This window comes from Collimonas pratensis, from assembly GCF_001584185.1.
Taxonomy (GTDB): domain Bacteria; phylum Pseudomonadota; class Gammaproteobacteria; order Burkholderiales; family Burkholderiaceae_D; genus Collimonas; species Collimonas pratensis.
Genome location: NZ_CP013234.1, coordinates 2,378,990 through 2,405,954 on the forward strand (window position 1 = coordinate 2,378,990; position 26,965 = coordinate 2,405,954).

At 55.0% G+C, this 26,965-nt stretch carries 22 protein-coding genes, 1 tRNA gene and 2 pseudogenes; 17 read left to right on the forward strand and 8 right to left on the reverse strand.

What is annotated here, in order from left to right; genetic code table 11:
- Positions 1–98 precede the first annotated feature (98 nt).
- From CPter91_RS10805 to CPter91_RS10840, 9 genes are all read left to right on the forward strand, one after another.
- Entirely contained in the window at positions 99–3,437 is a 3,339-nt protein-coding gene (locus tag CPter91_RS10805) for a S41 family peptidase (RefSeq protein ID WP_061940072.1), read from the forward strand.
- Between the two features lie 667 nt (positions 3,438–4,104).
- Positions 4,105–4,596, forward strand: a complete 492-nt coding sequence (locus tag CPter91_RS10810; protein WP_061940075.1) for an Hcp family type VI secretion system effector — start codon at positions 4,105–4,107, stop codon at positions 4,594–4,596.
- A 180-nt stretch (positions 4,597–4,776) separates the two neighbouring features.
- Positions 4,777–7,752 carry a type VI secretion system tip protein TssI/VgrG gene (locus tag CPter91_RS10815; protein ID WP_082792764.1) on the forward strand — a complete coding sequence of 992 codons (2,976 nt, stop codon included), beginning with the start codon at positions 4,777–4,779 and terminating at the stop codon, positions 7,750–7,752.
- Positions 7,752–8,642, forward strand: coding sequence for an ankyrin repeat domain-containing protein (locus CPter91_RS10820; RefSeq protein ID WP_061940078.1), 891 nt, complete (start codon positions 7,752–7,754; stop codon positions 8,640–8,642). Before CPter91_RS10815 ends, CPter91_RS10820 begins: the two co-directional genes overlap by 1 nt.
- Before the next feature lie 90 nt (positions 8,643–8,732).
- Positions 8,733–9,230: a DcrB-related protein gene (locus tag CPter91_RS10825; RefSeq protein ID WP_082792765.1), complete on the forward strand. Its 498-nt coding sequence runs from the start codon at positions 8,733–8,735 to the stop codon at positions 9,228–9,230.
- Positions 9,231–9,232: 2 nt separating this feature from the next.
- Entirely contained in the window at positions 9,233–10,468 is a 1,236-nt protein-coding gene (locus CPter91_RS10830; RefSeq protein ID WP_082792766.1) for a PAAR domain-containing protein, read from the forward strand.
- Positions 10,469–10,477: 9 nt separating this feature from the next.
- On the forward strand, positions 10,478–10,942 hold the full coding sequence (locus CPter91_RS25660; protein ID WP_167595157.1) for an SMI1/KNR4 family protein: 465 nt from the start codon (positions 10,478–10,480) through the stop codon (positions 10,940–10,942).
- Between the two features lie 13 nt (positions 10,943–10,955).
- Positions 10,956–11,270, forward strand: coding sequence for a hypothetical protein (locus tag CPter91_RS10835; RefSeq protein ID WP_061940082.1), 315 nt, complete (start codon positions 10,956–10,958; stop codon positions 11,268–11,270).
- Positions 11,271–11,371: 101 nt separating this feature from the next.
- Positions 11,372–12,532 (forward strand): AcrVA2 family anti-CRISPR protein, encoded by a 1,161-nt coding sequence (locus CPter91_RS10840; RefSeq protein ID WP_150119664.1) that lies wholly within the window; start codon positions 11,372–11,374, stop codon positions 12,530–12,532.
- 17 nt (positions 12,533–12,549) lie between these two features.
- Here CPter91_RS10840 and CPter91_RS10845 read toward each other — a convergent pair whose 3' ends face one another.
- From CPter91_RS10845 to CPter91_RS10865, 4 genes and pseudogenes are all read right to left on the reverse strand, one after another.
- Complete coding sequence (locus CPter91_RS10845; RefSeq protein WP_061940086.1) at positions 12,550–12,762, reverse strand: hypothetical protein; 213 nt, start codon at positions 12,760–12,762, stop codon at positions 12,550–12,552.
- A pseudogene (locus tag CPter91_RS10850) lies at positions 12,759–12,986 on the reverse strand (phage portal protein); the annotation flags it as partial. The pseudogene CPter91_RS10850 and the gene CPter91_RS10845, both read right to left, overlap by 4 nt.
- 44 nt (positions 12,987–13,030) lie before the next feature.
- Positions 13,031–14,118, reverse strand: a protein-coding gene (locus CPter91_RS10855; protein ID WP_099047292.1) for an IS3 family transposase whose coding sequence is annotated in 2 segments (ribosomal slippage) — positions 13,031–13,866 and positions 13,866–14,118 — 1,089 coding nt in all. Because the reading frame shifts where the segments join, the coding sequence is not laid out codon by codon here.
- A gap of 23 nt (positions 14,119–14,141) precedes the next feature.
- Complete coding sequence (locus CPter91_RS10865) at positions 14,142–14,636, reverse strand: phage portal family protein (protein WP_061940092.1); 495 nt, start codon at positions 14,634–14,636, stop codon at positions 14,142–14,144.
- A 176-nt stretch (positions 14,637–14,812) separates the two neighbouring features.
- Here CPter91_RS10865 and CPter91_RS10870 point away from each other — a divergent pair.
- Positions 14,813–15,703: pseudogene (locus tag CPter91_RS10870) on the forward strand (tyrosine-type recombinase/integrase); the annotation flags it as partial.
- A gap of 78 nt (positions 15,704–15,781) precedes the next feature.
- Here CPter91_RS10870 and CPter91_RS10875 read toward each other — a convergent pair.
- Positions 15,782–15,858: transfer RNA gene (locus CPter91_RS10875), tRNA-Arg, on the reverse strand.
- A gap of 303 nt (positions 15,859–16,161) precedes the next feature.
- Here CPter91_RS10875 and CPter91_RS10880 point away from each other — a divergent pair.
- The 5 genes from CPter91_RS10880 (at position 16,162) to CPter91_RS10900 (ending at position 20,605) form a co-directional block, all read left to right on the forward strand.
- Positions 16,162–16,704, forward strand: coding sequence for an iron transporter (locus CPter91_RS10880; RefSeq protein WP_061940096.1), 543 nt, complete (start codon positions 16,162–16,164; stop codon positions 16,702–16,704).
- Between the two features lie 33 nt (positions 16,705–16,737).
- Complete coding sequence (locus tag CPter91_RS10885; RefSeq protein ID WP_099047293.1) at positions 16,738–17,073, forward strand: cupredoxin domain-containing protein; 336 nt, start codon at positions 16,738–16,740, stop codon at positions 17,071–17,073.
- Positions 17,074–17,165: 92 nt separating this feature from the next.
- Positions 17,166–17,996 (forward strand): FTR1 family iron permease, encoded by an 831-nt coding sequence (locus tag CPter91_RS10890; protein ID WP_061940101.1) that lies wholly within the window; start codon positions 17,166–17,168, stop codon positions 17,994–17,996.
- A 58-nt stretch (positions 17,997–18,054) separates the two neighbouring features.
- Positions 18,055–19,407: a 4Fe-4S binding protein gene (locus CPter91_RS10895; protein WP_082792768.1), complete on the forward strand. Its 1,353-nt coding sequence runs from the start codon at positions 18,055–18,057 to the stop codon at positions 19,405–19,407.
- 175 nt (positions 19,408–19,582) lie between these two features.
- Complete coding sequence (locus tag CPter91_RS10900; protein ID WP_061940104.1) at positions 19,583–20,605, forward strand: bile acid:sodium symporter family protein; 1,023 nt, start codon at positions 19,583–19,585, stop codon at positions 20,603–20,605.
- Between the two features lie 41 nt (positions 20,606–20,646).
- Here CPter91_RS10900 and CPter91_RS10905 read toward each other — a convergent pair whose 3' ends face one another.
- The 3 genes from CPter91_RS10905 to CPter91_RS10915 form a co-directional block, all read right to left on the reverse strand.
- Positions 20,647–21,696: an NADP(H)-dependent aldo-keto reductase gene (locus CPter91_RS10905; protein WP_061940106.1), complete on the reverse strand. Its 1,050-nt coding sequence runs from the start codon at positions 21,694–21,696 to the stop codon at positions 20,647–20,649.
- A gap of 180 nt (positions 21,697–21,876) precedes the next feature.
- Entirely contained in the window at positions 21,877–23,181 is a 1,305-nt protein-coding gene (locus tag CPter91_RS10910) for an MFS transporter (protein WP_061940108.1), read from the reverse strand.
- Positions 23,182–23,296: 115 nt separating this feature from the next.
- Positions 23,297–24,880, reverse strand: coding sequence for an ABC transporter substrate-binding protein (locus CPter91_RS10915; RefSeq protein WP_061940110.1), 1,584 nt, complete (start codon positions 24,878–24,880; stop codon positions 23,297–23,299).
- Between the two features lie 383 nt (positions 24,881–25,263).
- Here CPter91_RS10915 and CPter91_RS10920 point away from each other — a divergent pair, with 383 nt between their 5' ends.
- Positions 25,264–25,467, forward strand: coding sequence for a cold-shock protein (locus tag CPter91_RS10920; protein ID WP_014005790.1), 204 nt, complete (start codon positions 25,264–25,266; stop codon positions 25,465–25,467).
- Between the two features lie 292 nt (positions 25,468–25,759).
- Positions 25,760–26,917 (forward strand): ABC transporter substrate-binding protein, encoded by a 1,158-nt coding sequence (locus tag CPter91_RS10925; protein ID WP_061940112.1) that lies wholly within the window; start codon positions 25,760–25,762, stop codon positions 26,915–26,917.
- The last annotated feature ends 48 nt before the right edge of the window (positions 26,918–26,965 follow it).

The window sequence follows — 26,965 nt, forward strand, 5'->3', positions numbered from 1 at the left end:
GAGCAGCTGTATCGGTCTTCTGCTTGCGCGACAGACACTTTGGGAGTGACAATCCGACCGGGTATTTATGCGTTGGCTGCCATTTTTGATCATTCCTTATGAAAATCAAGCACGTTTTTTTAGCTTTCAGTCTTTATTCCTCACTGCTCCCCGCCTACCCTAAAGATTATTTCCGCTATCCGTCCTTGCATGCCGAGACCGTCGTTTTTACATCGCAGGGCGACGTCTGGTCGGCATCGCTGGACGGCGGCAAAGCTACGCGGCTGACGACGCATCTGAATGGCGATGCGCATGCCAGCTTGTCACCCGACGGAAAATGGGTTGCTTATGCGGCGTCCTATGAAGGACCGTCCGACCTATTCGTGATGCCGGTTAGCGGCGGCGCACCCAGGCGCATCACGTTTGATGGCGCCAATGCCATGCCGTTGGGATGGACGGCGCAGGGAGAGGTGCTGTACCGGACTCAGAATGAAACCGGCCCGGCGTCGCAAAGCGTGGTCGCGGCAGTCGACCCCGATAGCCTGAAAAAACATGTATTTCCTTTAGCAGACGCCACTGAAGCAACTGTCGACGACAGCGGAAAATCGCTATATTTCACACGCCTGGGACTGGTCGCCACCGGCGACAACGCCAAACAATACAAGGGCGGCGCTGCGGCGCAACTCTGGCGTTATGACATGGACCAGCCGGGCGAAGCAGTCAAGCTGTCTGGCAGCTTTTCCGGCTCCGACAGACAGCCGATGTGGTGGAATGGGCGTTTGTATTTCATCAGCAACCGCGACGGTAACGACAATCTGTGGTCCATGCAGCGCGACGGCAGCGATGTGAAGCAGCTCACAGCGCATAAGGAATGGGCTGTGCGTAATGCAGCACTAGACGTAGGCAAGATCGTCTATCAAATGGGTGCGGACTTGCATGTATACGCCATTGCCGACGGCAACGACAAGACCTTGAGCCTTGAGCTGGTATCGGATCACGAAGCAGGGCTTGAACGCCTGCTGCGCAAGCCGCTCACCTATATGAGCAGCAGCAATTTCTCTCCTGACGGCCGCCAGATTGCGATCACGGCGCGCGGCCACATCGTGCTGGCCAGCGTAGGGGCAATCCGGCGGGTCGATATCGCGGCGCCCGACAACAGCCGCGCATCGGAAGCGTTTGTTTCCTACGATGGCAAATGGGTATATGCCATCTGCGATGCCAGCGGCGAACAGGAAATCTGGCGCTTTGCCGCCGACGGCAGCGGCAGCGGTCAGCAATTGACGCAAGATGGCCATATGCAGCGCGTCTCCATGAAGGAATCGCCGGACGGCAAATGGATCGCGCATTGGAACAAGAGCGGCGATCTAGCGCTGCTTAACCTGGCCAGCCGCAAGAACGACATCATCGATCACAGCGAAAGCGCGGATTTCAGCGACGTTGTCTGGTCGCCGGACAGCCGCACGCTTGCCTCAGTGCGACCGGGGACCGCGCATCAATTGAACCAGATTGCTTTGTATGACGTGAATGCGCGCCAGATGCACAGCTTGACCAGCGACAAATACGAATCGCGCTCGCCGGCCTTTTCAGCCGACGGTCACTGGCTTTACTTTCTTTCCGACCGCAATTTCGAGCCGATTGACGGCGCGCCTTGGGGCGACCGCAACATGGGGCCGTATTTTGACCGCCGCACGCGCGTCTATGCTTATGCTTTGCAGGCCGGCCTGCGCTTTCCGTTTCAAGCAAAAGACGAGCTGGAAAACGCCAAGAAGAATCCAGATGAAAAGGACGGCGATGACAACAAGCAGGATGACAGTGAGCGCAATAAATCGAAAAAAGACATCGCGGCTGATGCCAAGACCAACAGCAAATCGGCAAAATCCTTGCCTTTGATCAGCTGGCAAGGGTTGCAAGAACGCTTGTTTGAAGTCCCGCTGGGTGCCGGCAATTACGGTGCTTTGCAAGTCAGCGACAGCCGTCTCTACTACCTGGAGCGCGCGCGTGGCGAGAATGTCAAAGCGGAGCTCAAGAGCATCGCTATCGACAACAAGGAATTGAAACCGGAACTCTTCGCCGGTGAATTGCAAGAGTACGCGCTTTCCGGCGACAGGAAAAAGATCTACTTCCGGAAATTCAAGGAAAAAGACAGCGGAGACATGTTCATTGTCGATGCCGCAAAAAATGCCCCCTCCGACACCTCCAAGTCGCTGGTGCGGATTGCCGACTGGTCTATCGTCCTGCATCCGAAAGAAGAATGGCAGCAGATTTTTCAGGATGCATGGCGCATGCACCGCGACTACCTGTTCGACGCCAAGATGCGTGGGGCCGACTGGCCCGCCGTCAAGAGCAAGTACGCAAGCTTGCTGGAGCGCGTCGGCGACCGCGCGGAACTGAACGATGTGATCGGCATGATGGTCAGCGAGGTATCCACCATGCACTCGCAAATTGTTCCCGGCGATCTGCGCCGCGCCACCGACGGTAATACTCCGGCATTCCTGGGCGCCGTCCTGGAGCGCACTGCCGACGGCGCCCGCGTCAAGCACATTTACCGTAGCGAAGTTGAATTGCCGGATCAACGCTCGCCGCTGGCGGCGCCTGGCGTTGATGTCAGGGACGACGATGTGATCGTTGCCGTCAACGGCAAATCCGTTGCCAAGGCACGCGATATTGCAGACCTGCTGCGCAACCTGGCCGGCCAGCAGACCTTGTTGAAGATTAAACGTGGCGGAAGCGAGAAATCCGCCGTGGTCATCCCGGTGGCGCGGGAGCGCCAAGTCAGCTTGCGCTACGGCGACTGGGAGTTGGCGCGCCGCAAGCAAGTTGAGCGCGTCGGCCAGTCGCGCATCGGTTACCTGCATTTGCGGGCGATGACCGGCAACGATATCGCGACGTTTGCGCGGGAATTCTATGCCAACTACGACCGCGAGGGCCTGATCATCGATGTCCGCCGCAATCAAGGCGGCAATATCGACAGCTGGATACTGGAAAAACTGCTGCGCCGTACCTGGTCGTTCTGGGTTCCGCGCGACGGCAAGCCCTACACCAACATGCCGCAAACTTTCCGCGGGCATCTAGTCGTGCTGGCTGATGAGCTCACCTATTCAGACGGCGAGAGTTTTACGGCCGGCATCAAGGCGCTGGGAATCGGCACCGTGATCGGCAAGCGCACAGCGGGCGCCGGTGTCTGGCTATCGGATGGCAACAGCCTGGTAGATAAGGGCAGGGCGCGCGCCGCGGAATTCGGTGTTTTTTCGGTCAAGAGCGGCGAGTGGATGATCGAGGGCGCCGGCGTCAGTCCGGATGTCGAGGTCGACAATTTGCCGCACGCCAGTTTTGACGGCGAAGACGCGCAATTGGACGCAGCGTTAAAGCTGCTCTCGGAAAAGCTCAAGGAGCAGCCTGTGCCGAAGTTGCAACCTACCCACGTCACGCCAGCCGGGGATGAGCGCAAGCCATTTTAGGCTGGCAGGGGGCTCTGGCGAGAACAGCTTGCCAGAGCAATGCTCGCACTGCGGCACAGGTACTTGCGGATAGGAGAGCGAGTCAAGTTCAGCAGGCGCTTAACTACCTAATTCTATAAAAATCAATCACTTACAAGAGAAAGGTAGGGCAGGTTACCAAGGTTACCATTCCCAGAGGTCAAATCTAAAATCAGTTTTTTTTCTTGCCCACATCATTTCCGCGTTTCTACCCCTCCGCATGCGTCATTTTACGTCGCGTTTTCTCTACGCGTTTTCGCCCTTCGCCGACAAGTTTTCCCTATGTGAGTCATCTTTGGAAATTTGAGTCGAAACCGCCCAATTTAGCGGGCAGGCGTGGCGGGAGGATGACCGCGCGCCGACGTAACAAATGGACATTGTTGTTATTTTGAAACATTTAATTTATTCCAATGGCGAAACATTTGTTTGCAATGCTCTATGCTCATATGGTAGTAAGATTGTTGTCTTTGATAGACCGCCCGTTCTGTATTTACTACGCGGCATTCCGGATGCGGTGTCATCAAACTGTAGGTAATTTCGTGTAATTTTCTGGGTTGCTATCTTTCGTTTGACAGGTTATCAGCTTCGCTCTGCGTGATTGCGCAACAGCGTGCGTTAATGAATTTGACTTAATGACAAGGGGATCATCATGGCAATAGACGTTTATCTGCAAATTGACGGCATCAAGGGAGAGTCGACCGATAGCGCGCATAAGGATTGGATCGAATGCAAGTCGGTACAGTGGGAAGTGCTGCAGCCTAAATCGGCCACGGCTTCGACTGGTGGCGGTCACACCGCTGAGCGCTGCGAACACAGGGACATCGTGATTACCAAGATCGCCGATTTGGCTACACCGCTGCTCTTGCAAAACTGTTCTTCGGGCAAGACCATTCCAAAGGCCAAATTTGAGTTCTTACGTGCTGACGGTAAAGGCGACCGCATCAAGTACTTTGAAATCGAACTGACCAATCTGCTTATTTCCGATGTCACGCCATCAGTCCAAGAAGGCGACGTGCTGAGCGAAAACGTGAGCCTGAAGTATTCTCAGGTCAAATGGAAATATACCCAGCAAAAAATTGGTGGCGGCTCCGGCGGCAATACTTCCGGCGGCTGGGATTTGGCAACCAACAAGGTCGTGTAATTCATAGGTTGTGTTGACAAGAAAAACCGCTGCGTCTCGATGCTGCGGTTCTTTTGTGTCAGGAGTCAATTGCAAAAGTTATTGCTTGCGCCGGTTAGGTCGCGGAATGTGTCATCGAATCTGCCAGACACTGCTGGCATCCGTAGGTAAGTCCATCAAGGATTTGCAGGGGGAAGAAGAATGAGTTTTGCATCGAACGGTAATGGCGGTGGCTCGGGATTGAGCCTGCCGAGTGCTTCTGGAATGCTTGGGCAGGTAGCTGGCTTAGCGGGAACATTTGGCAGCGGTACTGCTGCGGCTCAAGTGCTGGGACAAGCATCGCAAGCGGCTCAACTGGCACAAACCGCCGCCTCGCTTTTGGGCGGTAAAACCCCCGCGACGATTGCCGATGCTATCAATAGCTTGACTGGCAGCTCAGGAAAATTGACCCAGCAGGGACGTATCATCCGACTTGAGTCACCGTTTGGCGAAGATGCGCTGCTGGTCAACACCATGATTGCTGACGAACATGTCAACGACTTGTTTCATGTCGCACTTGATATGATGTCCTATTCGCCTGACTTAAATGGCAAAGATATTGTCGGGAAACCCGTGCTGCTTCGATTGCTCATTTCTAAAGACGGGCCGGGTCTCGGGAATGTGCTGACCGGGGCCGGAGATGAGGTTCCACCGAAAGAGCGATTCTTTCATGGCTATGTCAGCCGCTTTGGCCGAGTTGGTGATTCCGGCAGCGTGACTCGCTACACGGCCGACGTGAAGCCGTGGTTGTGGTTTCTCGACCGCAGCAAAGACAGCCGGATTTTTATTGGCAAGACACCCGAGGAAATTCTCAAGGAAGTCTTTGATGGCTACGGATTCAGAGACGTTGAATTTCATCTACAGTCGGAATACGAAAAATTTGAATATATTGTTCAATATCGGGAGTCCGATTTTAATTTCGTGTCGAGATTGATGGAACAAGAGGGACTGGCTTACTGGTTCCGTCATGAAGAGGACAAGCACGTCCTGGTCATTTCAGATAACAACGACTTCTTCAGCGAGATGAAGGGCTTCAAGTCGATTGACTACTACGGCACAGCGGCGGCGGCTCAGCGCGATAGCATTGAGCAGTGGGACGAAGCCTTCCAGTATCGGGTAGGTAAAATGACTTTCCGGGACTTCAACTACGAGACGCCGTCAACACCTCTACTGCATGTCGAGGTCCCAACCACCTTGCAGCACAGTCAGATTACCAATACCGAGCACTACGATTATCACAGCTTGTACGATAGCCGTGCGCAAGGTGAGCGATACGCCACTTTTGCAATGCAGGCTGAAGAAGTCCGTGCTCATGAGTTTACCGGGGGTGGTTATGCGCGTGCGATGGTGGCGGGCGGAAAGTTCAAATTAGTCAATCACAAGACATCGACCTATAACGATAAAGAGTTTGCGCTATTGAGCGTTAAGCACGAGGCCGCAAACGACTATACGCAACACCAGGGCCAGCTGGCCTATCGAAATACATTCACCGCGTTGCCGGTGGATATTCCCTACCGCCCCGTCAAAGTCACGCCAAAACCCTTTGTTCAAGGCACCCACACGGCTATTGTCGTGGGGCCAAAAGGGGAAGAAATACACGTCGATAAACAGGGCCGTGTACCTATACATTTTCATTGGGACCGGCAGGGGAAGATGGACGGCAAAGATACGATTTTTGTCCGCGTATCTCAGCCTATGGCAGGCCAGGGATGGGGCGGTGGTGCTACTCCGCGCATTGGCCAGGAAGTTATCGTGGGCTACATCGAAGGGGATCCCGATAATCCAATCATCATAGGGCGCGTGTATAACGGCGAGGCGCAAAATCCCTATGGTGGCTCTTTTGGTGAAACGATGGGTATCCGCAGTAAGACCCATAAGGGCGGCGGATTCAATGAACTCAAGATGGTTGACACGAATGGGGCCGAGCAATTGGCCTTGCAAGCCCAGCGCGACATGCATGTCAAGGTCAAGAACAACCAGAGCACCACGGTTCATGCCGACAAGAGCACTTATGTCGGTGGTGGGCATACCGAGAACATCAAAAAGGATGTTGCGATTACCGTGGCAGAGGGTGGGTATGACTTGACGGTCAACGACAAGCATATGCATGTCACGGCCAAGACTGAAATAAAGCTGGTCGTGGGAGATAACTCGATCACAATTGATCAGAATGGTATTACGATTAAAGGTCTTAAGATCGCGTCAACCGCTACGGCGGAAAACTTGATTCTTGGTGAACCGGTCAACATTAATCCTGCCCCACCGCCGCCGACCCCGGAACAAGCGTTGGCGGCGCAGTGGGCGGCGCAGACAGCGATTATTGACGAAGGGCTACGGAGCCAGAATCCCGCAGTTCGTGCAGCGGCACAGAAACTTCAAGCAAGCCGTAAGGCGCAGCAAATGGCACTGCTGGCGGGGGCTGTTTATGATCCGACGAAACCTCCACCTCCTGGCTGGAAAAGTTCGACAAATGATCCAGCCGCTCTTGCACCATATGGCCTAAAACCCAGCGATTTCAAGATTGCAGGTACCAATTTCGGCGCACAAATGTATACGCCTGATCCGGCGGTATTTGGCGATTCGTTGAAACCAACGATTGCAATGAAAGGAACGCAAAAATTGGCCCCTTGGTCCGATGATATGGAGAATAACTTTGCGCAAGGTATCAATGGGGAATCTTCGTATTACAAGCGCGCAGTAGACATGGGGACGAAGATTGATCGCGCGGGGATGGCTGGCAGTATAGATGGAACTGGTCATTCTTTGGGTGGCGGGACAATCTCTGCTTTCTCTCAGGCCAGTGGAGCATCTGCTACCACATTTAACGCAGCGGGCTTGAATCCTGAAACAGTAGCTCATTATGGGGGAGTCGTTCACCCGTCTCAGATCACTGCGTATCGTGTTGATGGTGAGGTCTTGACGGGACTGCAAGAGCCTACTGTGATGGACCACATTACAAGTCCAACTACGTCGTTGATTGGCGATATGATGCCGAAAGCAGTTGGAACACCGGTTACTATGGAGCCGACGAGTTTCGATCCCGTTAGACGGCACATGATGTCAGACGTCAACAATGGTATTGGTCAAATTGTGCAGCAAGATCAAAGCACGCTGACCGGCCTCCTTGGAATGAATTAATGACACGCAAATTTACAAATAAAACCATTGCAATTGTGGGGGTTGTGGCGTTCGCCGCGGTAGTTGTGAGTACCTCACCTGTATGGACGCCCCTTTTTGCCAAAGGATCAGAAATGACTGGCTTCAAACGTTATCCACCTGAACATTTTTTTACCGATCCCAAACAAATCGCATTGGGCAAGGCCATCTATGACGGTGATCTTGCTGCTGTTGTGCGTTTGATTCCTGGTACGGATTTGAATAAGCCAGGTATCAACGGCGGCTCCCCAATTCTCTATGCGCTTCAAGAGACTGTTCCGGTAGAACAAGATGGCACCAGCGAACGCTTTGCCATCTTGAGCGCTTTAGTTAAAGCAGGTGCAAATCCGGACCCCTATTCCGCAGATTCGGATAAACCTACTGCACTTGATTTTATTTTATTGAGAAAATCAAATTTTGCCTTTCGTGCCTTACTGGACGGTGGCTTAGATCCTAATCATTTAAGGCATGGAGAAGAACCACTTATCTTTTCGGTTGCCAGCGACGATCTCATGCCGTCCCTCAAGCTATTAGTAGATCGTCGAGTGGATGTCGACAAACGTGATTCGCTGGGACGAACCGCTATAGATGAAGCCCTCGCAAGTTATCAGTTCGACGCGATAGATTATTTACTAGCTCACGGCGCGAACCCTAAGAACGTTGACCGGCTTGGCACCTCGTTTGCTTGGGCCGTTCAGGTTGCATTGAACCATGTTGACCCGAATTGGCCGCGTAGACCGCGTTTGCTGACTATACGTGACCGCCTAGTAGCTCTGGGGGTGATATGGCCGCCTACGACTCCGAAGGTATTGCGTGAGCAGATGCGCGCTCATGGAGAGACGCCGATTCCGTCACCGGTACTGGATAAATAGCATTGCTGCGCCACGTAGTACGTTGTGCACTGTCAGCCGGTGAGAACAGACTTATGTGCCATTTAACTCAAGGCACCGATTGGAGAAACAATGTTATCAGATGAGAATTCTTTGCCTATCTCACAGCAATCGCCTGCGGATCGGTATCATACAAATGAATTGAGTTTCGCTCTACCTTCAGGTCTGAAAGACAAAACGCATCATGTTTTTACGATTACGGAGAGCGGACCTAGTCCCTTTACCCTAGTCATTTCGCATAGCCCTATTGAAATCGATGATACGCTTGAGGAAATTTCAAAGCGGCTTGTATTGGAGCTGGGACGCTCCTTGCAGCAATTCCGCACGATTCAAGAACCAGTGGCTGTAGAGGTGGCTGGTCAGCATGGCTGTCGTTTAGAGTATTCCTGGATGCAGCAGGGCGTGCGGATGCAACAAAAGCAGGTTTGTTTGTTGCATGAAATTCCTGGCAAACGACAACTGATCCAGATTGCAGGTACCAGCTCGGTACAAGGGGATCAAGGGCTAGATTGGGCTCTGAGATTTGAACAGATTGTTGCTACCGTCCACCTCCGTCAGCCAGAGGAATAGCGATGCAAGGCGCTGCCCGAATTACTGATCCTATTGAGCATACAAGTGCGCTATCGGGCCTTCTGACCGGCTTGCTCATCGGTGCCGCAATTGCGGTGGCGGCAATTGCGATTGTCGGCACAGGCGGCCTTGCGGCCGTGGCCATCGTCGGCGCTGGCGCTGCCATGGGGGCCGGGGTGGGGGAACTCGTCGGAAGTATGTCGTTTGCGAAATCGGTTTCAGGGGCGATATTGCAATCGGGGTCAAGCAACACAAACATTAATAGCCTGAAGGCAGCTCGTGCGCATGTGGATGTGGTGGCTTGTAGCAAGCATCCCAATCCACCCAAGCCAATTGCTACCGGCAGCAGCAACGTTTTTATTAACAGCATGCCGGCGGCCCGTGTCGGAGATAAGACTGGCTGCGATGCCGAGATTAGTGCTGGATCAAAAAACGTCTTTATAGGCGGTGGTACCGTTAAGACGGATGAGATTTCTCCTGAAGTACCGGGTTGGCTTCACACGGCGGTCTTTGCCATGGGTATGGCAAGCGCCGTGGTCTTGGCCGGCCCAGTCGTTGCGTTCGCTGGACTAGTTGGTGGGCTATTAGGTGGTGCAGGTGGAAACTGGCTTGGTGGAGAAATATTTGGGCAAGGTTCTGATGGGCAAAAAATTACGGCATTTGCTGGTGCTCTGGTTGGCGGCTTTTTCGGAGGGAAAGGTGGGGCATGGTTTGATAATAACTACGTAATTTCAACTGAAGGACTGGGTTCAAATTTCGGAAATGTTAGGATTACTCCACGCGCCAATGCTACAGCCGCAGACGCAGTGTCGTCCATTCCTGAAAATTCCCCAGCTCTGACGACTCCCCCTGAGAACCCGACTGCTTATAGTGTCGCGTACGAAATGAAACTTCAGCCGGCCGATCTCGGGACGAGTCGGTCTGTCCAATTTAATAGAGCAAATGCAGCGCTAGACAATTCATTGAAATCTGATAGTGAGTTTGCTGCGACGATGGATGACCTAATTCCTGGCGTACAGAATTCAGTTTCGTCCGTTGGAGGGCGCGCCACTCCGGAAGGATGGATTTGGGAACATGCATCCACCTCGACAGCGAATGGCGAAGTAGGCATAATGAGACTCGTACCAGAGGAGCAACACACACCTGGGTCACCTTGGTGGCGAGTTCTTCATCCGGACAAAGGCGCTGCTGGCGGGTACTCGGAATGGGCAATTCCAAATGGTGCACCAAAAAATTAGGAGATACGTTTGGATATTGGGCGGCTTAATATCAATATAAAAGGCATCGCATCTACCGGTTTTAATGGAAACCATGTCGTATTTGAAGAAATTGAGACGCGCCTTGGTATTTTAATACCTGATGACTATGTTTCATTTATCAGAACAGTCGACGGAGGCCATCCCGAAATTGGAAGTTTTGTAGTTCCTGGAAGTAGTCCGGAAAATTTCTTTGATGTTAGTTGGTTCTACTCTTTTGCGAATCCACAGGTTGAAAATATTCAAAGAGCTATTGATCGATGGGCTAATGTTTTAGGACCACGCAACCTACCGATTGGCAAAGATGGTGGCGGAAATCAGATTTATCTCAATTTTAATGAGCCCGTGGTGTCAGTTTGGCTTTATCTTCATGATGAAAATGGAGCAAAGATTAAAGTTGCGGATAGTTTTGAAGCATTTATAGCTGGTTTAACTGCGAACCCAGATTTTATTTAAGGAACGGAACGTCGTGGACAGATATGCAGGTAAACCATTTCTACGCTTGTTGGAATGTTTCATACTCGATGCTATTGGCCAACTGGATGATAAGCAACGAACTACTCTACATCTCATGGAGCCAAAGCTCCACGCAGTGTACGGAACGAGCGGGACTTGGCTCCAGATTGTGAGCAAACAAATGGAATTTCCCGAGTCGCTTCCGGAGCAAATTCAAGGCATCTGGAAAGGCTATTTGTCGCAGGCAAAAATACAAGGTATTGCCGTAGATCCAAATGAGTTTGTAATTACTTTTGTGAACGAGAATTTCCCAAATATTGTGGCATGACATTTTGCAGGAGTGTGATGATGATAATTTGCTATGCCACTCGCACATTGTCAACGATGCCTGTTTAGCAACGTATCCTCTTCCTATGGGAAAAGTGATTCATGGCCTCAGACATTTCAGCACTTTCGTCACAATCTCATACCTGCGATGTCTTTTCTTCTCTTTCCCCGGTAGATTCCGCAATTGATCATGCATTAATTTGTACGGTACATGCTGATGACGCCGAATTTGAGCGCCTGCCTGTGCCCGTACGTTATCGTGCCTCTGGTGCCATCCGAGCTTGGACGAATGTTCGTCAGATGGCCGGTCGAAATGCAGCGACATTATCTGCGCGACTAGCCGATATTGGCTACGCCCCGCTGGAGCTCTATAACGACTTGGCTGATTTTCTCGATGATAGTTATTCGCGTGAGATGAGTACGCCTACCGGCCGCGCTATTGCAGCGCATGGTTCAAATAGTATCTTCTGTCAGGCGTTCTGGCAGCGTGAGGGTGCGTTGTACGAGCCGACGCCGTCGCTTCATAAGTTACTTGCTCTTACTGACGTCTCCGGCGACGTGCCACTGGAAAAATTGCGTTTACCCGCATCGGCGCTTTGTATTGTGCCCGATCCGTCAATGAGAGATCAGCCAGATGGCATTCAAGCCATAATGGTGTTTGAGCACGCGGGGCCGGATCAAGATACAAGGCAGCGTTGGCTGACGGTCGCTGCTTGGCCGCGAACGTTTCGATCAGACTCTAGCCTCAGGATGGAGTGGTTGCGTGTGCGCGCCGATGGCGACTGTTCCCTTGAGGATGGATTGGCAGAGGCAATAAAGCAGCCGGCGATGCTTGATGGGCGGGAGATGGAAGTCGATTCTGCAGAGGAAACGAAACTACGTTGGCGTAAGACGCTGGATTATATGGTCAAAATGTTGCTGTACCTCTCGCTCGAACAAACGCAAGTGATTCAGGAACGACCATACAGTATCGCCCCGCGAATTTTTGCCGGATTGGGTAAACGCAAGCGTGCACAACGCCTTGAGCAGATTGACCAGCTGTATGACCGTTATATTGTCGGCCCTGCCACGCACAGTGATGAGCAGCATGAGAATGGTGGGCAGGGCGATGGCCGCGATGTTCGTACACATTGGCGTCGCGGCCATTTTCGTATGCAAGCGCATGGACCAGCGGCAACACGGCGCAAACTCATTTTCATTATGCCGACGATTGTGCATGCCGATCGGCTTGGTATAGGTGACGGTAATCATTCGAAAATGTGATGTCGAAGCTTTTTAAGCTATCTCCGCCCTGTACGCCGCAGCGCTGCTTGCTCTTTGTCGTAATCGTTCCGGCAATCCACATTGCAAAACAACAGCGCGTTCGCGATGGCTTCATCACAAAAATGACAACGGCCGTCACTTTCCAGCATAGGCTGCTTTCTGGCATGCGCCATGGCGTTCTGCACGTCTTTCTCAACGCGCCAGATGGCGCCGTCTGCGATGTCGCTCATTGCTTGTTTCCATCTCCTGTCAGTAATTCGTATTTTTCAAATTTCACCACCTCGATGCCCAGCCAGTCGTTAAGCGCCATGAACTGCGATTGCAGCGGCACCAGCTCGTTGCGAGCGAACACCCGGGCGGCCGGTTCAATCGCGCCGAACCCGCCGGTATTGTTCGGCATGATCCCCATCAGCTGAGGCGGCACGCGATGTCCGGCCAACACGTCGTCGCGGGTGGCGCGGTAATCCCCCCATTTTTAAGCGAAGTTAAAAGTAGAGGCTAAGCCGCAAGGGCCAATTTCTGCTTCGGGGTGATGCCGCCGAGCGCCATGTTCGGGCGTTCGTGATTGTAAGTCCAGAGCCATTTCGTCGCAAATTCCTGAACCTCATCGACGGATTCAAACAGGTAATGTGCGAGCCAGTCATAGCGAACCGTTCTGTTGTAACGCTCGATATAAGCATTTTGTTGCGGCTGTCCTGGTTGAATAAAACTGATCTGGATGCCACGCTTTTCTGCCCACGCGGCCAGTGTCGAACTGATGTATTCGGGTCCGTTGTCACAGCGGATCGTCATCGGCTTTCCCCGCCATTCGATAATTTGGTCAAGCGACCGAACGACGCGTGCTGCCGGCAGGGAGAAATCGACGTCAATGCCTAAGCCTTCACGATTAAAGTCGTCAATTACGTTGAACAGGCGGATGCTGCGCCCGTCCGAAAGCTGATCGTGCATGAAATCCATTGACCAGACGTCGTTGATCGACGTTGGCACCGACAACGGTTCGGGTTTTTCCCTGGTAAGCCGCTTTTTTGGTTTAATCCGCAAATTCAACTCCAGCTCTCGATATATCCGATAGACGCGCTTGTGGTTCCAGCCGAATCCTTTGACATTGCGCAGATACAGGAAGCAAAGGCCAAAGCCCCAGTTGCGTTGGTTCGCGGTCAGCCGGATTAACCAGTCCGCGACACGCTCGTTATCTTCCGATAGCTTTGCCTTGTAGCGATAACAGGTCTGGCTGATCGCGAAAGTCGCGCATGCGCTGCTGACACTGATTCCATGCGCTCGAACTGCCGCCTGTGCCATCTCACGTCGGTGAGATGGCTTCACCACTTTTTTTGCATCGCCTCCGAAATGATCTCGGCCTTGAGCTTCTCTTCGGCGTACATCTTCTTGAGCCGACGGTTCTCATCTTCCAACTCTTTCATCCGCGTCATCATCGACGCGTCCATGCCACCGTATTTGCTCCGCCACTTGTAGAACGAGGCCGAACTCATCCCATGCTCACGACAAAGCTCCGGCACTGGCGTGCCGGCCTCGGCCTGCTTCAGGATGTTGATGATCTGACTTTCGGTAAAGCGTGATGTCTTCATGTAAAACTTCCTCAAAATCGCATTTAAGAAAATTCTACTTTTAACTGATGCTTTTTTGTGGGGGGATTACCATTCAGCCAGGCCGACTGCAGGGCGCTCAGGTATTGCGGCACGCCGTACACCTCCTGGTTCAGATCCGGGTCCATCAAATGGAAAACGGATCCCTTGTCGAAGGCATATTCTTGCTGCCATCCCGACACAAAATAGTAGGTATCGAGATCCTTGCCGCGTCGCATGTACTTCGCCAGGGAGTGGTTTAGCTGCAGGGGCAGGCGGCTTAGGCTGGTGCGCTTCTCCAGATAGCCATTGCCGAAGGTCAGGAAATCCAACACGAAACGTTTAAACGTATCCCGCGACAGGTACTTGTGCGGGATGAATGTCGAACTCAGGATATTGGTCTTAAAATAAATGGCGCTGCTGTGGTGGACGCTGGCGTGAAACGATTTCGCCGGGCCAGCCAGGCTGACAGGCGGCTCGTACCACTTGCCGTTGAGCCCGCACTCAAAACAGTCCAGCACCCGCTGTGATCGAGGACCGGTGTCGGATCACCAAAGCTAAACGCTCCCATGCCGCCGCCGGCGCGGGGTATGTCTGCCGGCGGCGCCGGTGATGTCTCGGCGTGCTGTGCGGCGCGCCGTTGCTGCTTTCTGGTCATGATGTGCACAACTCCATAAAGGATTGGATGTTCTCGTTGCATAAGCCGAGCTTCACCTGGAATGAGGCCGTTGTGCGATTTGTCTCTAATAGGGAGGAGGCCGCAAGCGTAGAAACTATCAAAGTTCATTTGCGTTTACTTGGGCAGCATTTGGAGGGGGGGGGGAATTGGCTGCTATTGATCGCGGATTGGTGGATAAGCTTGCGTCAATCAAGCACGCTGAGTATGTCATGGTCAAGACTAAGAGTGGACTGAAAGCGACCAGTCGAAAAGTGAAGCCTTCAACGGTTAATCGTGTGCTTGAGGTGCTTGCATCAGTTCTTAATGCCGCGGTTGATTGGGAGTGGATAGGTCGCATGCCGAAAGTCGCAATGCTGCCTGAGCCGACAAAAAGGATTCGCTGGCTCACGCAGGCGCAGGCAAGGCTGCTTGTAGCGGCCTCGCCTAAGCACTTGGCCGACATGGCGCTCTTCAGTCTTGAAACCGGATTGCGTCGTGCAAACGTGACCGGTTTGCAATGGTCTCAGATCGATTTGGGGCGGAAGATGGCTTGGATTCATCCGGACGAAGCCAAGGCGCGAAAGGCAATTCCAGTTCCGCTGTCTGAAGTTGCTGTCACTGTGTTGCTGCAACAAAAATCCGCAAAGTGGAAAAAGGAATTCATCGATGCCGTTTTTGTATTTCGGGGCAAGCCGGTGCATCAGACTGGCACGTTGGCATGGAAAAATGCCATGAAAAAAGTAGGTATCAGCAATTTTCGTTGGCACGATTTGCGACACACATGGGCGAGCTGGCACGTTCAGCGCGGAACGCCACTACTATGTATTAAAAGAGCTAGGGGGATGAGAAACTATGGAAATGGTACAACGATACGCACACCTGTCAGCGGATCATCTGGCGCAGTGGGTACAGTCAGTTAGCGATCAATGATGGCTGCAATTTGGCTGTAGTAGGGCGATGTAAACCAGAAAGGGGTTGCAAGATTTCTCTTGCAACCCCTCGAATTACTGGTGCGGCTGGCAGGAATCGAACCCACGACCCCTTGGTTCGTAGCCAAGTACTCTATCCAGCTGAGCTACAGCCGCGAAAAACAAAATTATATACGATCTTTGTTTATTTTGGAAGAGGAAAATATTTAAAAACTTCATATTTCGCTTCGCTTGCAGAGGTAAAACTCTTTTTCTGCTTGCGCTCAACCAAGTCCGTTACTATGCCTGAACAATTGCAGATTGGGAAGCCTTTTTTGCATTTAATTGTCATTTTTTTTGAAAGCTTGCCTATGAGGCGCGGGTAAATACGGAAATCTCCCCGGTGATATAATCAAACAATAATCATTATCATTTGCTTTATAAGAGCTTTATAAGAACTCAAGAAAGAAGGTTGATCACATGAAGGTAAAAGTCATTGCGGCAGCTGTATTGTTATCTCTTGGCATTGCCGGCGCTGCGACAGCGGCTGAGTATCCGATTGGCAAGCAGCAAATCATGAACGGCCTGGAGATTGCCGCTGTTTACCTGCAACCGATCAAGATGGAACCAGAAGGCATGATGCGCAAGGCGGAGCTGTCGGACATTCACCTTGAGGCGGACATCCATGCGGTCAAGAACAACCCCAACGGTTTTGCCGAAGGCGACTGGATGCCTAATCTGGTCATCTCTTACGAATTCAGCAAAGCCGGTTCGACCCAGGTGGTCAAGGGCGACATGATGCCGATGGTGGCCAGCGACGGTCCGCACTACGGCGACAACGTCAAGCTGATGGGGCCGGGCAAGTACACCTTGAAGATGATCATCTCGCCGCCGTCGGCTAATGCCGGCGCGCACTTCGGCCGCCACGTAGATAAGGAAACCGGTGTCGCTGCCTGGTTCAAGCCGTTCGAAGTGGTGAATGAATTTACCTTCGCCGGTGTCGGTAAAAAAGGCGGATATTAATCTCTCATGAATTTTCGATCGGAGAGCATGACCATGGTGTCTGCCAAAGCGCGCGGCTTGTTTGGTATTTGTTTATTTTTTGCGGCGGCGGTTTCGATGGCTGCCGATTTGCCGACCTTCAAGCTGGAAATGAAGGATGGCGTCTTGAATCCGGCGCGGATCGAAGTGCCGGCCGGTAAAAAAATCAAAATCGAAATCATTAATGCCGGCAAGTCGGCGGTGGAGTTCGAAAGCGTCCAGCTGCGCAAGGAAAAAGTGCTGGCGCCGGGCGCGGAATCGTTTGTGGTGATTGCACCGCTGTCGCCGGGCGAATACAAGTTCTTCGATGATTTCCATGCCACGGCGCAGGGCGTCATCGTCGCCAAATAAGAGCCTCTATATATAGAGGCTGAGTTGTTTGCTTTGTAGATATTTGCGGCGCGGCGCCGAAGGGTGCGGCACCGCTTGACTGGAGATTTGGAATGGGCCAGGTTTTATTCATTGTCTGGCGCGAAAGCGTCGAGGCTTTGCTGGTGGTGGGTATTTTGCATGCGTGGCTGAAGAACGGCGGCGCGGATGCGCGTCGCGGCCTGCCTTATCTGTGGGGCGGCGTCGGCGTCGGTGTGCTTGGGGCGATCGGCCTGGGCGCGGCATTGCTGGGCTTCAGCGAGCTATTGTCTGGCGATGCCCAGGATTATTTCCAGATCGTGATGGTGATTCTGGCGGCCATCCTGATCGTGCAGATGGTGTTCTGGATGCGCAAGCACGGCCGCACGCTCAAGCGCGACATGGAAACCTCGCTCAGTGAAAATCTGCAGAAGGCCAGCTGGTGGGGCGTGTTTGCGCTGGCGGCGCTGGCGATTGCGCGCGAGGGTAGCGAAACCGTGATCTTTTTGTACGGCCTCGGCCTGGCGCAGCAAGGCGAAACCGCCGGCGCGATGATATTGGCGGCGGTGCTGGGCTTTGCGCTGGCTTTCCTGACTTTCTATCTGCTGCAGCTCGGTGGTAAAATTTTCTCTTGGCGCCGCTTCTTTCAAGTCACCGAAATCATCTTGCTGTTCCTGGCGGCAGGCTTGCTGTTGACCGGTATCGAACGCCTGATGTCACTGGATCTGATCCCGACGCTGATCGATCCGGTCTGGGACAGTTCCCGCCTGCTCGACGATACGACCACGTTTGGCAACCTGGTCTCCACGCTGACCGGCTATCGCGCGCAGCCTGCGCTGATGAGCCTGCTGGTATACGCGGCATACTGGGTGGCTGTGCTGCTGTTCCTGAAACGCGCCCGGCCTAAAGCAATTCCAGCGAAATGATCTGATGACTACTTGTGCAATCCCCCAAGCAACACGACTCTCCCGCACGGCTGACTGGATGCGGGACCACGCGAAGCTGATTCGCTGGATACAGTGGGGAATTGTGCTGATCTACGGCTTCCTGATCCTGGTGCCGATCTTCCTGCCGTTGCCGGACGAGACCGCGCACATCTGGTCGAACCTGACCCTGATCGCGCAGTTTGCCTTCTGGGGCATCTGGTGGCCGTTCGTGCTGATCAGCATGGTGCTGATGGGGCGCGTCTGGTGCGGTGTGCTGTGTCCGGAAGGGGCGCTGACCGAATTCGCCAGCCGCCACGGTCTCGGCAAGGCGATCCCCCACTGGATGCGCTGGGGCGGCTGGCCGTTCGTGGCCTTTGCCTTGACCACGGTGTACGGCCAGATGGTCAGTGTCTATCAATATCCGAAGGCGGTGCTGCTGGTGCTGGGCGGCTCAACCTTCGGCGCCATCATCGTCGGTTATCTGTATGGCCGCGACAAGCGCGTCTGGTGCAAGTACCTGTGCCCGGTGAACGGCGTGTTCGGCTTGCTGGCCAAGCTGGCGCCTTTCCATTACAAGGTCAATGAAACCGCCTGGCGTGCTTCTTACGGCACCCACAGCCATACCCAAGGGCGCACCGTGATTCCGGTCAATTGCGCGCCGCTGGTTCCTTTGCGGGCGATGAAGGGGGCGGCCGACTGCCATATGTGCGGTCGCTGCAGCGGCCATCGCGACGCCATCGAACTGACCTGGCGCGCGCCGACTGAAGAAATCGTACGCCATGGCGAGCAGCAAAACAGCCTGTGGGAAAGCGCCCTGGCGCTGTACGGCCTGATGGGCATCGCCATCGGCGCCTTCCATTGGTCGGCCAGCCCTTGGTTCGTGCAGGTCAAGCAGATCATCGCCACCTGGCTGATCGACCGCGACATCATGTGGCCTTTCGATACGCATGCGCCATGGTGGGTGTTCACTAATTACCCGGCGCAAAACGACGTTTTCAGCTGGCTCGATGGCGGCCTGGTGATTGCCTACATCCTGACCACCGGCCTGGTGCTCGGTACCGCGTTGAGCTTGCTGTTTGCCCTCAGCAGCCGCGTGCTCGGCAACTGGGACCGCAAGCGTTTCAACCATCTGGTGCAAGCCACCATTCCGCTGGCCGGCTGCGGCGTGTTTGTCGGCTTGTCGGCCACCACCATCAGCTTGCTGCGCGGCGAGCATCTGCCGGTATTCTGGGCCAATGACTTGCGCGCGCTCCTGCTGGTCGCCACCACCTTGTGGAGCGTCTGGCTGGCGTGGCGGGTTACCGGCCGCTACACGGCGTCTGTCGGACGCCGGCTGGCGAGCATGGCGCCGGTCATCGCCGGCCTGGCGCTGGTCAATTTCGCCTGGCTGCTGATGTTCTGGCTGTGGTAAATACCCATCGCTTCCTCATCGTTATGCGCTTAAAACGGAAATCCTCCGCTGCTTGCCGCGGTTAATGCGTAAAATGAGGTTGTTATCCCGTCCATGTTTTCTGCGTCGCCTTCCATCCATGAAGCACGGCCGCGGGCGGGAAGCCTCTTTTCAACTTTAGCTGACCTTTTTTATCATGGCTCGCCCCCGCTTCCTGCCCGACAACTTCACGTTGTTGCTGGTGACTACCGTTCTCATTGCCAGTCTTGTTCCCGCCCGTGGCCAGGTTGCGCAGTCTTTCAACCTGATTACCACGCTGGCCATCGGCCTGCTGTTTTTCCTGCATGGCGCCAAGCTGTCGCGCGAGGCGGTGGTGCAGGGAGCGCTGCACTGGCGCTTGCACTTGACGGTGCTGCTTGCCACTTTCGTTTTATTTCCGCTGCTGGGGCTGGTGCTGAAGCCGGCCTTGCTGCCGCTGGTTACGCCCGACCTGTATCTGGGTATCCTGTTTTTATGCACCTTGCCGTCTACCGTGCAATCGTCGATTGCCTTTACTTCGGTCGCGCGCGGCAATGTGCCGGCGGCGGTGTGCAGCGCTTCGGCTTCCAACCTGCTGGGGATATTCCTGACGCCGGTGCTGGTAGGGCTGGTGGTGGTGGCGCACGGCCAGGGCAAGGGCTCTTTCGATTCCATCATGAACATCGTGCTGCAGCTGCTGGTGCCGTTTGTAGCCGGCCAGATCGCGCGGCGCTGGATCAGCGGCTGGATCGAAAAGCACAAGATCATCTTGAAAATCGTCGACCAGGGCTCGATCCTGCTGGTGGTGTATACCGCCTTCAGCGAAGCGGTGGTGCAGGGCTTGTGGCAGCAGCTGCCGCCGGTGTCCCTGGTGGGGCTGATCGTGGTGGTGTCGCTGCTGCTGTTTGCGATGCTCAGCATCGCCACCTTCGCCAGCCGCCGCATGGGCTTCAGCAAGGAAGACGAGATCACCATCGTCTTTTGCGGATCGAAGAAAAGCCTGGCCAGCGGCGTGCCGATGGCCAAGGTCTTGTTTGCCGGCCATACCGTGGGCATGATCGTATTGCCGCTGATGCTGTTTCACCAGATTCAACTGATGGTGTGCGCGGTGCTGGCCAGGCGCTATGCCAGCCGTCCGGTGGAGATCGTGGCCGGCGGCGGTCCGGCGTCGGTGTGGTCGGACGTCAGTCCGGAGGATTGATTGCCGGCCCGGCTTGGCTGTGCTTCAGCCGGGCTGCGGGTTCAGGGAGCGGGGTTAGGCTGGCGCGAATGAATCGCTTCGATCTCGCGCAAAATCTCTTCATCCAGCGTGAGATTCACGCTATTCAGGTTGCTTTGCAGTTGCTCCATGGTGGTGGCGCCGATGATGTTGCTGGTCAGGAAACCGCGGCTGTTGACGAAGGCCAGCGCCATTTGCGCCGGATCCAGATTATGCTTTTTGGCCAGCGCAACATAGTCACCGATGATGCGGTTGACTTGCGGATTGGTATAGCGGCTGAAGCGTTCAAACAAGGTCAAACGGCCGCCGGCAGGGCGCGCGCCATCCAGGTATTTCCCCGACAGTACGCCGAAGGCGAGCGGCGAGTAGGCCAGCAGGCCGACTTGTTCGCGGTAGGCAAATTCCGAATGGCCGATTTCGAAAGTGCGGTTCAGCAGGCTGTACGGGTTCTGGATGCTGACCACGCGCGGCAGATCGTATTTTTCCGCAGCTCGCAAAAATTGCGCAATGCCCCAAGGGGTTTCATTCGATATGCCTATATGGCGTACCTTGCCGGCCTTGATGAAGTCGGCCAGGATGGTCAGCGTTTCTTCGATCGGCACCGTATCTTCATCGGCGATGTGGTTGTAGTTCAGCGTGCCGAAAGAATTCACGCGGCGGTCCGGCCAGTGCAACTGGTAGAGGTCGACATAGTCCGTCTGTAACCGTTCCAGGCTGCCGTTGAGGGCTTCGGTCAGACCCTTGCGGTCGAAGTTGTTGATGCCGCCGCGTACGTGGCGCGGATTGTGCGGCTTGCGCGCCGGTCCGGTGGCCTTGGTGGCGATCATCACCTGGTCGCGCTTGCCGGATTTTTTCAGCCAGCTGCCGAGGTAGCGTTCGGTCAAGCCTTGGGTCTCGGCGCGCGGCGGCACGGGATACATTTCCGCTGTGTCGATCAGGTTGACGCCATGCGCCAGCGCCAGCTCGATCTGCGCATGCGCTTCGGTCTCGCTGTTTTGTTCGCCCCAGGTCATGGTGCCCAGTGTGATCAGGCTGACTTTGAGATTGCTGTGTCCCAGTTCACGATATTGCATTGATGCTTCCTTTGCTGCGGGCCGGATAAGAATTGAATGATGTGCGCAAATACAGGGCGACCGGCGTTTGCCGTGCCGGTGGCGGTCTGGACTGATAATCGCGTCGCGCGCCATACTCTAAAAAGAGGATAGAGAGTATAGCCGCAAGCGCGTTTCGCTGCAGGCCGCGGCCCGCTGGGCTTAGCCAGCCTTGGCTGCGCCGGCGGACGACGGTTCGGGGTTGGCGGCCGCTTGCGCATGCGGATCGGCCAGCCGGTCAAGCTTGAACAAGGTAGGGAACAGCCGTATCCACAGCAGCACCACAACGATGGTGCCGACGCCGCCCAGCACCACTGCATGCACCGGTCCCAGCCAGGCCGCGGTCACGCCGGATTCGAATTCACCCAGCTGGTTGGAGGTGCCGATGAACACCGAATTGACGGCGCTGACGCGGCCGCGCATATGGTCTGGCGTTTCCAGCTGCACAAAGGAAGAGCGCACCACCACGCTGATCATGTCGGAAGCGCCGAGCACCACCAATGCCGCCAGCGACAAGGCAAACGAGCGCGACAGCGCAAATACCACTGTCGCCATACCGAAGATGGCGACCGCGGTAAACATGCTGCGGCCGACCTTGCGGCTCAAGGGCCTGCGCGCCAGGAAAATGGCCATGGATAAAGCACCGACCGCCGGTGCTGAGCGCAGCAGGCCGAGGCCGAGCGGGCCGGTGGACAGGATGTCGTGCGCATAGATCGGCAGCAAGGCGGTGGCGCCGCCCAGCAGGACCGCGAACAGGTCTAGCGAAATCGCCCCCAGGATGGCCGGCCGGCTCCTGATGAAAGCAATCCCCGCCAGCACGGATTTGACGGTGGCGGGTTCGCGCCGCGGCAACACGCTTTCGATGCGGATCAGCGCCACCAGCAGGCTGGCCATCAGGAACAGGGTGCTGCTGCTGGCGTACACGGCGCTTGGTCCCAGAACGTAGATAAAGCCGCCCAACGCCGGTCCGATGATCACCGCGGTTTGCGTGGCCGAGGCCGACCAGGCGATCGCGCGCGGCAGCAGGCGCGGCGGCACCAGTCCCGGCACCAGCGCCTGCAAGGTCGGCGATTCAAAGGCGCGGGTGGCGCCGATCACGAACACGATGGCAAAGATGACTTCCTTGGTCAGCCAGCCGTGGTAACTGCCGATAGCCAGCGCGGCGGCGGCCAGGCCTTCGATGAACAGGCAGATGCGGGCAATCTTGCGGCGGTCGTAGCGGTCGGCGACATGGCCGACCACCAGCGCCAGCACCAGGGCTGGCAGAAACTGCACCAGGCCGACCATGCCGAGGTCGAAAGCGCTGTGGGTGAGCTGATACACCTGCCAGCCGACGGCGACAATCTGCATCTGGTTGGCGAGGGTGGAGGCAACGCGCGCACCCCAGAACAGGGTAAAGGGGCGATGGCGCAGGACGGATTCGGTTTCGGTTTCGGGGACAGGGGGCGTGGGAGCGGGGGTAGTCATTATGCGATGGCAAGGTGGGGCAATTGAGCGAAGCAGCGAAGCAGGGCAAGGCCATAGGATATGCCGATCCCGTAAAAAAAGCCGCTAACTTCAGCGGCTTTTTTGTAGCGTGTGGCTATTCCGGACGGAATTGATAAGCAAAAGTAAATTCATCCGTGCGCGGGGTATATTTCAAGCCTTTGCGCAACGCCCAGGTGGCGTATTGATGATAGAGCGGGATCACAGCGTAATCGCTGAGCGCAACCACCGCGCCCTGGCGGGCAAAATTCTGGCGCTGCTTCTGGTCGACGGATGCGAGCGAGGATTGCACCAGCTGGTCGAGTTTCGGATTGCTGTACTTGCCCCAGTTCCAGGAGCCCCAGCCGGTATCCGGGTTGGTGGTGCCGAGCAGGGTGCGCAGGCCGAAGTCGCCCGCCAGCGTGCCCCAGCCCAGCAGCGCGGCGCTGTAGTCGCCGGCGCGTGCCTTGCCGAAGTAGACCGCCAGCGGCAGCGTTTCGACCTTGGCCTGGATGCCGACCCGGTTGAGGAATTGCGCCACGGTTTGTACTACGCGCTCATCGTTGATATAACGGTTGTTGGGACCGTGCAGGGTAATGCCGAAGCCGTTCGGATAACCGGCTGCTGCAAGCAGTTTCTTGGCGCCTTCGGGATCGTATTTTTCCACCTTGAGCGTATCGGCGTAACCCAGGATGCCAGGTGCGACGATGTTCGAGGCCGGCACCGCCAGTCCTTCCAGCGTACGGTCAACCAGCGCCTGGCGGTTGATGGCCTTGGAAATCGCTTGCCGTACGCGTACATCTTTCAAGGGATTCTTGTCGAGCGGCTTGCCGTTCTTGTCGGTGATATCGGGCGACTTGTCGCGCGACTGGTCCAGGGTCCAGAAAATGGTGCGCCAGGAAATCTTTTGCGCCAGCGTGAATTTCGGATTGCTCTTCAGTTTGGGCAAGTCGGCCGGCGGTACGTTTTCGATGGCGTCGACTTCGCCCGCCAGCAAGGCTGCCAGGCGCGCGCCGTCAGAAGTCAGGATGCGGAAGGTGACTTTGTCCCACGCCGGTTTCTCGCCCCAGTAGGCATCGTTGCGCACCAGTTCGATGCTGTCGCCACGCTTGAAGCTAGCGAACTTGAAGGGGCCGGTGCCGACCAGCGCCTTGCCGCTGTTGAAGTCGTCGGTCGTGGCGTTTTGCGCAGCTTTCTTGGAAACGATGAAAATCGTGCTGACATCCAGCGCCAGCGGGCCGTAAGGGGTGGCGGTTTTCAGGCGCACTGTATACGGATCGACCACCTGCTTGCTGACGATCTGCTTGGTGTAGCTGGTGAACGGGCCGGGGCTGGTAGTCAGGGTGGCGGGGCGGTCCAGCGAAAATACAACATCTTCCGCAGTCAAGTCGGAGCCGTCGCTGAACTTGACGCCACGCCGCAGCTTGAACTCCCAGGTCAGCGGATCGATGGTTTTCCAAGAGGTCGCCAAGCCGGGAATCAGCTGGCCGTTGGCGTCCACATTCACCAAGGCATCGAACAGATGCGAAGAAAGCGAGATATTTGGCGCGATATTGTTGAAATGCGGATCCAGGGTGGAGACATCGGCATATAATCCGATCTTCAGATCTGCGGCGTAACTGGCTGCGGGGCTCAAAGAGGCCAAGGTGCTCAGGCCGGCGAAAGCCAGGACAAGTACTTTCTTTTTGGAAAGCTGAAACATGCGATCTCCCAATCGGTGTGAAGTAAGGCTGGTAACTAAGAAGTAAGAGGTAAGAAGTAACTAAGGCTGAGCCTATTCTATGGCTGCGCATATAATTATCAAAACACAATAATTTCTTTTTGTTATGTGTTTTAGTTATATAAGCCTCTCGCTGAAAACAGGGCACGGAGGCGTCGCAGGGAGTCGCGGACGGCAGTTGAAAAGACAACTCTTTCTCCCAACCCAACTTTTATTTACTGAGCCGGTGCTTTTAATAAAATTATCGGTTATAATGAGACATCGTTTAAGATTCGAGCTAGTAGTGCAGTATTAGTCTGTCATTTCTTTCTTGCTTCAAACGATCTAACGGGCGACAGCCCAACTTAACTGAAATAGGAAATGTAATGGCAACTGGTATCGTAAAGTGGTTCAATGATTCGAAGGGTTTTGGTTTTATTACTCCTGACGAAGGTGGTGAAGATCTGTTCGCGCACTTCTCCGCAATCAATTCTTCCGGCTTCAAGTCGCTGCAAGAGAACCAACGTGTTTCTTTCGAAGTTACTGCTGGCCCAAAGGGTAAGCAAGCTTCGAACATTCAAGCTATCTAATTTAATTAGTCGCTGAATCAGCATCGCAAAAATCCCCGGTTCGCCGGGGATTTTTTTCGTCTGTAGAAAAGCAACCGGCGGCATGCGCTCCGCAACATACTCTCTATATTTGCCATAAAAACCTAAAGGCGGCCCGCTGTCAGGAAGCTGTAAGGGTGGCCTGAAATGCTGGGGCAATCTGTATACAGATAATATTTTTTTACAGTAAGCTAGGCGGGGTTTTACGTTAATCGAGTACTTCGGTATTTGTGCATGCCGGTACTTATCTTATAAAAAATACAGAGGAGATAGCATGAACACCATAAGCAAAGCGTGTGTGGCGGCAGCGCTGATGAGCTGGTCGTTGGCTGGCATGGCGGCGGAACCTATCAAGATCGGCGTCAGCGGACCTTTCACCGGCGGCTCCGCACCAATGGGTGTTTCCATGCGCGACGGCGTCAAGCTGGCGGTAGCCGACATCAACGCCCATGGCGGCGTACTGGGACGGCAGCTGCAACTGGTCGAGCGCGACGACGAAGCCAAGAATGAGCGCGGGGTGCAGGTTGCGCAGGAACTGATCAACAAGGAAAAAGTGGTCAGCACGGTGGGCTTCATCAACACCGGGGTCGCCCTGGCCTCGCAGCGCTTCTACCAGGAAGCCAAGATCCCGGTCATGAACAACGTCGCCACCGGCAGCATCGTCACCAAGCAGTTCGTCGGGCCTGAGAACAAGGATAACTACGTTTTCCGTAACGCCGCCAACGACACTATCCAGTCGGCCATGATCGTCGACGAAGCGGTCGTGCGGCAGAAGCATACCAAGGTAGCGATCCTGGCGGATTCCACCAACTACGGCCAGCTCGGCCGCGAAGACCTGGAGCGAGCCCTGGCTGCCAAGGGCATCAAGCCGGTCGCCGTTGAAAAATACAACCTGAAAGACGTCGACATGACGGCGCAGCTGCTGAAAGCCAAGCAGGGCGGCGCCGAAGTCGTGCTGACCTATGGCATCGGCCCTGAGCTGGCGCAGATTGCCAACGGCATGGAAAAACTCAACTGGAAAGTACCTATCGTCGGCAGCTGGACTTTGTCGATGGGGAACTTCATCGATAACGCCGGCAAGAACGGCGACGGTACGCGCATGCCGCAAACCTTCATCCAGGATCCAAGCTCGCCTAAGCGCAAGGCCTTCATCGAAGCCTATCAGAAAGCCTACAAGATCGATCGCATGCCGTCCCCGGTTTCCGCGGCCCAGGGCTATGACTCGATCTATCTGCTGGCGGCTGCCATCAAGCAGGCCGGCAGCACCGACGGCGTCAAGATCCGGGAAGCGCTGGAAAACCTGAACGGTACGGTGGAAGGCGTTGTCACCAACTACTCCAAGCCGTTCAGCCATGACGACCATGAGGCGATCAAGCCGAATTTGGTGGTGATCGGCGAAGTCAAGGGCGGCCGCGTGGTGCTGGCCAAGTGACAGCAGGCCGGCCCAGGCAATAGCTACGGCCGGCCGCAATCTGTTTGA